General features: G+C 72.3%; 6 protein-coding genes. 1 reads left to right on the plus strand and 5 read right to left on the minus strand.

Going from position 1 to position 7,767, the window contains the following annotated elements; translation table 11 throughout:
* Positions 1–235: 235 nt before the first annotated feature.
* The 3 genes from BG452_RS25015 to BG452_RS25025 form a co-directional block, all read right to left on the minus strand.
* Complete coding sequence (locus tag BG452_RS25015; RefSeq protein ID WP_188306615.1) at positions 236–574, minus strand: P-II family nitrogen regulator; 339 nt, start codon at positions 572–574, stop codon at positions 236–238.
* Positions 571–1,947 carry an ammonium transporter gene (locus BG452_RS25020; protein ID WP_188306616.1) on the minus strand — a complete coding sequence of 459 codons (1,377 nt, stop codon included), beginning with the start codon at positions 1,945–1,947 and terminating at the stop codon, positions 571–573. Before BG452_RS25020 ends, BG452_RS25015 begins: the two co-directional genes overlap by 4 nt.
* A gap of 290 nt (positions 1,948–2,237) precedes the next feature.
* The gene (locus tag BG452_RS25025) at positions 2,238–3,734 is read right to left on the minus strand and encodes a hypothetical protein (RefSeq protein WP_411293009.1); all 1,497 of its coding nucleotides are present in this window, start codon (positions 3,732–3,734) and stop codon (positions 2,238–2,240) included.
* 573 nt (positions 3,735–4,307) lie between these two features.
* Between BG452_RS25025 and BG452_RS25030 the strand changes: the two genes are divergently transcribed.
* Positions 4,308–4,982, plus strand: coding sequence for a bifunctional DNA primase/polymerase (locus BG452_RS25030; protein ID WP_188306618.1), 675 nt, complete (start codon positions 4,308–4,310; stop codon positions 4,980–4,982).
* A gap of 189 nt (positions 4,983–5,171) precedes the next feature.
* Here the strand turns inward: BG452_RS25030 and ftsY are convergent, their stop codons facing one another.
* Complete coding sequence (gene ftsY / locus BG452_RS25035; RefSeq protein WP_188306619.1) at positions 5,172–6,383, minus strand: signal recognition particle-docking protein FtsY; 1,212 nt, start codon at positions 6,381–6,383, stop codon at positions 5,172–5,174.
* Positions 6,384–6,621: 238 nt separating this feature from the next.
* Positions 6,622–7,767, minus strand: a 1,146-nt coding sequence (locus BG452_RS25040; RefSeq protein WP_188306620.1) for an AAA family ATPase, incomplete at its 5' end; no start/stop codon positions are given.

Consider the following 7,767-nt stretch of genomic DNA (forward strand, 5'->3'; position numbering starts at 1 on the left):
GTCGTCGGTGAGCCGGGCGAGCGCGCGGCGGCGCGGGCGGCCGGTCGGTCCGGGCCGTTCCAGCAGCGCGGTCCGGGCCGCCACGTGGTCCAGGGGATCGGGGGAGCTGGTCTCGGTGGTCATGCGCGGGATCCCGTCCGTGTGGTGCGGGTGAGCCGTCGTACGGCTGAGCGGGGATGCGCCGAAGGGCGGGCCCGCCCCGGGCAGGGGCGGGTCCGCCGGATCGGTCAGTGCCTCACAGGGCGTCCGGGCCGCGTTCGCCGGTGCGGACCCGGACGGCGGTGTCGACCGGGATGCTCCATACCTTGCCGTCGCCGATCTTCCCGGTGCGGGCGGCCTTCACCAGGACGTCGATCAGCGCGTCGGCGTCCTCGTCCTCGACCAGGACCTCGATCCTGATCTTCGGCACCAGGTCGACGGTGTACTCGGCGCCCCGGTAGACCTCGGTGTGGCCGCGCTGGCGGCCGTAGCCGCTGGCCTCGGTGACGGTCAGGCCGTGGACCCCGAAGGCCTGCAGGGCGGCCTTCACCTCGTCCAGGCGGTACGGCTTGATCACGGCGGTGATGAGCTTCATCGGGCGTCGACCTCGGTCTTCTTGGCGGGCTGTTCGGCGGTCTTGTCGGCAGGCGTCCCGGCGGGCTTCCCGGCCTGCGCGGAGCCGGGGCCCGCGGACGGGAGCGCCCGGGCCAGGCCCGCCCCGACGGCACTGAAGTCGTAGGCGGACTCGGCGTGTTCGGCCTGGTCGATGCCGGCCACCTCGATCTCCTCGGCGACCCGGAAGCCGACCAGCTTGTCCACGGCCTTGGCCAGCAGCCAGGAGAGCACGAAGGAGTACGCCGCGACCACCGCCACGCCCATCGCCTGCTTGCCGAGCTGGCCCAGCCCACCGCCGTAGAACAGGCCCTTGGCGGTCTGGCCGACCCCGCCGGTGGCGAACAGGCCGATCAGCAGCGAGCCGATCGCGCCGCCCACCGCGTGCACGCCCACCACGTCGAGCGAGTCGTCGAAGCCCCAGCGGTACTTGAGCGAGACGGCGGCGGCGCAGACGGCGCCCGCGATCAGGCCGATGGCCACCGCGCCGAGCGGGCTGACCGAGCCGCAGGCCGGGGTGATCGCGACCAGTCCGGCCACCGCGCCGGAGGCGGCGCCCAGCGTGGTGAAGGCGCCGTGCCTGAGCTTCTCGAAGACCAGCCAGCCGATCAGCGCCGCACCGGTGGCGACCTGGGTGTTGACCATCGCCATCGCGGCCACGCCGTTGGCGGCCAGCGCCGAGCCCGCGTTGAAGCCGAACCAGCCGAACCACAGCAGCCCGGAGCCGAGCATCACCAGCGGCAGGCTGTGCGGGCGCATCGGGTCCTTCTTGAAGCCGACCCGCTTGCCCAGCACCAGGCAGAGCGCGAGGCCGGCGACGCCGGCGTTGATGTGCACGGCCGTTCCGCCGGCGAAGTCGATCACGCCGTTTCTGTCGCCCAGCCAGCCGCCGTTGCCGTTGTCCATGAAGAACACCCAGTGCGCGACCGGGAAGTAGACGACCGTCACCCAGAGCGCGATGAACAGGCCCCAGGCGGAGAACTTGGCCCGGTCCGCGACAGCGCCGCTGATCAGCGCCGGCGTGATGATCGCGAACATCAGCTGGAAGACCGCGAAGGCCGTGACCGGGATCGACCCGCTCAGTTCGTTCAGCCCGATGCCGCGCATCCCGAGGAAGTCCAGGTTGCCGATGAGTCCGGCGAAGGCGTCGGGCCCGAAGCTGAGCGAGTAGCCGTACAGGACCCACAGCACACTGACGATGCCGAGCGAGAGAAAGCTCATCGCCAGCATGTTCAGTGTGCTCTTGGCCCTGACCATGCCCCCGTAGAAGAAGGCCAGGCCCGGGGTCATCACCATGACCAGGGCCGCACTGATGAGCACGAAGGCGGTGTCGCCCGCGCTGAAGCCGTCCGGCATCGGCGTCTCCTCTGCGTCCAAGCCGCTCCGCCCCCGGGTACCTGTCCCGTGCCAACCCGGGGGTGTCGGCGATGACAGGAGAGTGCCGAAGGCTGGTTTCGGCCAGTGCGGTCGGTTGTTTCGCGGCCGTGACGCGTGCGACGCGCGGGTTACGGGCGCGTGAACCGCGGCCCTGTCGTTGGGCCGGATGGGTTACCGTGCCGCCGCACCGCACGGTCCGTGGCCGGGAAAGCCACCGACCGTGACGGCGGCGGCCGTCACGGTCGGTGGAGTCTCCGACCGGGGTCCGCTCAGACCACCGAGACGAACTCCGGGATGTCCTGGACCACCCGCTCCTTGAGCCGGCTCACCGCGTCCACGCCCTTGAAGCGGGCGGCCGCGGCCTCCGTGGTCTTGCGGACCCGGGAGTTCAGCCGCTCCGAGCGCACCTTGGTGGCGATGTCCACCGCCTGCTCGGCGTACCGCGCCGCCTCCTCGGCCTCCTTCTGCAGCAGGTGCACGCTGGCCATGCCGATCAGGTTGAAGGCGTACGAGCGCACGTGGTCGTCGTCCTGGCGGAACAGGTCGACGGCGCGCCCCATCACCGGCGCGGACAGCGAGGCGTACAGCTGGGCGTTGTCCGAGTGGTAGGCGAGGTCGCGGTAGGAGTGGGCGTTCTCGGCGTTCAGCTCGGCCGGCGAGAAGAACTTCAGCCAGTCCGGGTCCCCGTCGCCCTCGCGGATGTCGGTGAAGGTGTCCTCGGCCAGCCGGATCGCCCGGGCGCAGCGGTTCACCTCGCCGATGGTGGCGTAGGCGCGCGCCTCCATCGCGAACAGCAGGGCCTGCTGCCGCGGGGTGGCGGAGTCCCGACTGCCGTACTGGGCCAGGTGGATCAGCTCCAGGGCGTCCTCGCCCCGGTTGAGGTGAATCATCTGGCGGCTCATGTCGGTGAGGATCAGCGCGCCGAACGGGCGGTCGCCGGCCTCCTTGGCGGCGTGCAGGGCGAGCACGTAGTACTTCTGCGCGCTCGGGTGCATCCCGACGTCGTAGGACATCCAGCCGGCCAGGTGGGCGAGTTCGGCGGTGAGCCGGAACAGCCGCTTGGTGGTGTCCTCGTTGTACGTCTCCTGCAGCAGGTCGGTGACCTCGTGGAGTTGGCCGACCACGGCCTTGCGGCGCAGCCCGCCGCCGTTCTGGGCGTCCCACTGGCGGAACATGACCGTGGTCTGCTCCAGCAGTTGCAGCTCGGGCTCGGAGAGCCGGCCGGTGAACACCTCGCCGCCGTTGGCCGCGGTGAGGATCGGGGTGGGGATGCCGGTCGGGCCGGGGGTGAGCCAGCGCTGCATCGGCTCGATCAGCGCGGCGCCGGCGGTCAGCGCGAGCGAGGTGCCGAGGAAGCCCCGGCGGTTGAGCATCAGGTCGCTGCGGGAGTAGTCACTGATCAGCTGGACGGTCTGCGGGGCGCTCCACGGCAGGTCCACGCCGCCGCCGACGGTGGAGACCGGGATCGCGGCGCGCAGGCCGAGGTCCTCGATCGAGACCACCGAGCCGAAGCGCTCCGAGAACAGCTCGGACATGATCTTGGGGATCGGCTCGCGGGGCTGCTCGCCGTCGAGCCAGCGGCGCACCCGGGAGGTGTCGGTGGACACGTGGTGGGCGCCGATCTGCCGGGCCCGGCGGTTGACCTGCCGGGCCAACTCCCCCTTGGACCAGCCACTGCGAGCGAACCACGTGGTCAGCTTCTCGTTGGGTTGCTTCTCTGCCATGGGAACGTCCCCATCCCGCCCGGCCCCTGCGGGGCCCCCGATCGTGACCGCCCGACGGTTGCGGGCTCTTGCCAGACGTGCCGTGCCTGAGGTGTTGCCGTACCGCCTCGTCGTACTGGTGTGCCATCGTCGTGGACGGTCCGTCAGATCCCCAACTCCCGTTCCCCGACGGCCCGGAGCGGGAGCTCCGACGACGTCCGTGTGCTGAACGTAGTGCCCCGCGAGGTACCCGTGGGAGCGCCCCTGGCGAAACGCCACCTTTCGCCACCCCCAGGAGTGAACCGAACCCCGGGGGCACGCGCTTGACTAGGTGGTCGCGACGGTCCGGCATATGCGGGCCGCCAAGTCCCCCGGCCAACCCCGGAAGACCCGGCAGACTCCGCAATCCACCGCAGTCACAGGCGAGTTCACCACCCCCTCGGGACGGCAACCGCCTCGCGCACCTGACGATCCGGCATCGGCGCCACCCCCACAAGGCGGCGCCCGAAGCGCACCACCGCAACAGGCGCACGCCAAGCGCTGCGCGCCGCCACCGCACCACGCACCACGCACCGGACAATCAACACACAGTCACCATCCCGTAACCATCGGCAACGAGAACCTGTTGGGGGAGGCATGGACAACCTGTTCGGCGAACTTCGACTGGGGCACCTGCGGCTGGCACCGCTGGGCGCGCGCCGCCGCACCAAGGTCACCGCGTCCCAGGCCGCCGCGGAGTACACCGGCCGCTGGGGCTGGGCCGTCGCCACCGGCGACCCTTCCGACTCCGCCGCCCCGCCCCAGTGCCCCTGCGGCTCCCGGCGCTGCGCCGCCCCCGGCCTGCACCCCGTACCGGGCACCGCGAGCCGGGCCGGGGCCACTGGCGCCGAGGCCTCCGTGCTGTTCCCCACCGGCCGCGCCTTCGACGTCCTGGACGTCCCCGAGCCGGCCGGCCTGCAGGCGCTGGTCCGGCTGGAGCGGATGGGCACCCAGGTCGGCCCGGTGCTCGCCCCGCCCACCGGCCGGCTGCAGTTCCTGGTCGCCGCCGGCACCGCCCGCCGGCTGCCCGACCTGCTCTACCGGATGGGCTGGGACGACGCCGCGCTCGACCTGACCTGCCACGGCGAGGGCAGCTACGTCGCCGCCCCGCCCACCCTCCTCGGCGAGCTCGGCCCGGTCCGCTGGCTGCGCCGCCCCACCCGCGACAACGCCGGCTGCCCGCCCGAGGCCCGGCTGCTGCTCGGCACCCTCGCCTACGCCTGCCACCGCAGCCGCGAGCGCACCGCCGAGCCCGCCTGGATCGCCTCGTAGTCTCGCCCGCTCGCCCCCGGGGCGCTCCGACCCGGCGCCGGACGGTCGTCGCTCCGGCGCTCGTCCCTCGCCGGCCGTTCCTTCCCTTCGGTACCGGCGCGCCCCTGCGACTCGGGGCGGGAGGAGCCCGGAACAGCCGAAAGGGCCCGCCCCCGAAGGAGCGGACCCTCATGCGACGGGGAGCGTCGGTCAGTCCCCGATCAGCGCGTCCACGAACGCACCCGGCTCGAACGGCGCCAGGTCGTCCGCGCCCTCACCCAGACCGATCAGCTTGACCGGCACGCCCAGCTCGCGCTGCACCGCGACCACGATGCCGCCCTTGGCGGTGCCGTCCAGCTTGGTCAGCACGATGCCGCTGATGTCCACCACCTCGGCGAACACCCGGGCCTGGATCAGACCGTTCTGGCCGGTGGTGGCGTCCAGCACCAGCAGCACCTCGTCCACCGGGCCGTGCTTCTCGACGACCCGCTTGACCTTGCCCAGCTCGTCCATCAGGCCGGTCTTGGTGTGCAGTCGGCCGGCGGTGTCGATCAGCACGGTGTCGACGCCCTCGGCGATGCCCTCCTTGACCGCGTCGAAGGCGATCGACGCCGGGTCGCCGCCCTCCGGGCCGCGCACGGTGCGCGCACCGACCCGCTCGCCCCAGGTCTGCAGCTGGTCCGCGGCCGCGGCCCGGAAGGTGTCGGCCGCGCCGAGCACCACCGTGCGGCCGTCGGCGACCAGGACGCGGGCCAGCTTGCCGGTGGTGGTGGTCTTGCCGACGCCGTTGACGCCGACGACCAGGACCACCGCCGGGCCCTCCTCGTGCTTGGTGGAGCGGACGGTGCGGTCGGCGTCCTTGCCGACCAGCTCGACCAGCTCCTCGCGCAGCAGGGCGCGCAGCTCGTCGGGGGTGCGGGTGCCGAGCACCTTTACCCGGGTACGCAGCCGCTCGACCAGCTCCTGGGTCGGGGCGACGCCGACGTCCGCGGTGAGCAGGGTGTCCTCGATCTCCTCCCAGGTGTCCTCGTCGAGGTGCTCGCGGGAGAGCAGCGCGAGCAGCCCCTTGCCGAGCGAGTTCTGTGAGCGGGAGAGCCGGGAGCGCAGCCGGACCAGCCGGCCGGCGGTGGGCTCGGGGACCTCGATGGCGGGCGCCACCTCGGCCTCGGCGGGGGCCTCGACCTCGACGACCTCGGGGGCCTCGGGGAGCGGCACCTCCTCGACGGTGCGGCGCGGCTCCTCGGTCGGCGGCGCGGCCTCCTCGCCGACCTGGGGCTCCTGCGGGGTGGTCTTCGGCGCCGTGATGACCGGCGCCTGCGACTTCGGGGGCAGCTGCTGGCGTCGTCTGCCGGAAACGACGAGGCCCGCGATCGCGCCGATGGCGACCACGGCGATGACTACGGCGAGGATCACGTATTCCACATAAATCTCCTTCGTTGGGTCCCCCGATAGAGTGATCCTTCGGTCACCGACGCACTCGCGTCGCCGCCTCCCCTACGCTGACCAGTGTGCCGCTCGGCACCGGTCAGGGCTTGGCCGTCACGAGGTTGTTCAACGGCTGAGTGAGAAGCCCCCTCGCAGACGAGGGGGAGGAGTCACAACCGCTCCAGTATCCGGGATCGGTTCGGCCGTGGGAGCTGCCCCGGCATAGGTCGACGCATCAGTCCGTCGGCCCGGAGGCATTCGCCTCCTCCTGCTGCCGAGGTAGCACCGCACGCGATCTGTGCTCCCGGTGCTCCTCGCGCAGCCGCTGGCTGATCACCTGGGAGATGCCGTCGCCCTTCATGGTCACGCCGTACAGCGCGTCGGCGGACTCCATGGTCAGCTTCTGGTGGGTGATCACGATCAGCTGGGAGCTCTCCCGCAGCTCCTCCATGATCCCGACCAGTCGGCGCAGGTTGGTCTCGTCCAGCGCCGCCTCCACCTCGTCCATCACGTAGAACGGGCTGGGCCGGGCCTTGAAGATCGCCACCAGCAGCGCCACCGCGGTCAGCGAGCGCTCGCCGCCGGACAGCAGCGACAGCCGCTTGACCTTCTTGCCCGGGGGGCGGGCCTCCACCTCGACCCCGGTGGTGAGCATGTTGTCCGGGTCGGTCAGCACCAGCCGCCCCTCGCCGCCCGGGAAGAGCCGGGCGAAGACGCCCTCGAACTGGGCGGCGGTGTCGTGGTAGGCGGCGGTGAACAGCTGCTCGACCCGCTGGTCCACGTCCCGGACGATGTCCAGCAGGTCCCGCCGGCCGCGCTTGAGGTCGTCCAGTTGCTCGCCGAGGAACCGGTGGCGCTCCTCCAGCGCGGCGAACTCCTCCAGCGCCAGCGGATTGACCTTGCCCAGCTGCTGGTACGCCTTCTCGGCGGCCCGCAGTCGCCTCTCCTGCTCGGCCCGGACGTACGGGTACGGCTCCCCCGGCTCCCGCCCCTCCTCCCCAGGGACGTCACCGGCTGACACCGAGGGTGATGGCGGGACGGGCTGGTCCGGCCCGTACGAGGCCAGCAGCTCGCCCCCGTCGATGCCGAACTCCTCCAGCGCGCGGGCCTCCAGCTGCTCGATCCGCAGCCGCTTCTCCGCCCGCAGCACCTCGTCCCGGTGTCCGGCGTCGACCAGCTTGTCCAGCTCCTCCTTGAGGCCGCGCCCGTGCTCCCGGTGCTCCCGGAGCTCGTGCTCCCGCTCGGCGAGCGCCTGTTCGACCGCCGCGCGCCCGGCGTCCGCGCGCGCCAGTGACACCTCCAGGCAGGCCAGCAGCTGCCGGGCGCCCGCCGCGACGGCGTTCGCCACCCGGGCGTCGTGCTCGGCCCGCCGGCGGCGCTC

Source organism: Streptomyces sp. CBMA123 (assembly GCF_014596465.1).
GTDB lineage: Bacteria > Actinomycetota > Actinomycetes > Streptomycetales > Streptomycetaceae > Kitasatospora.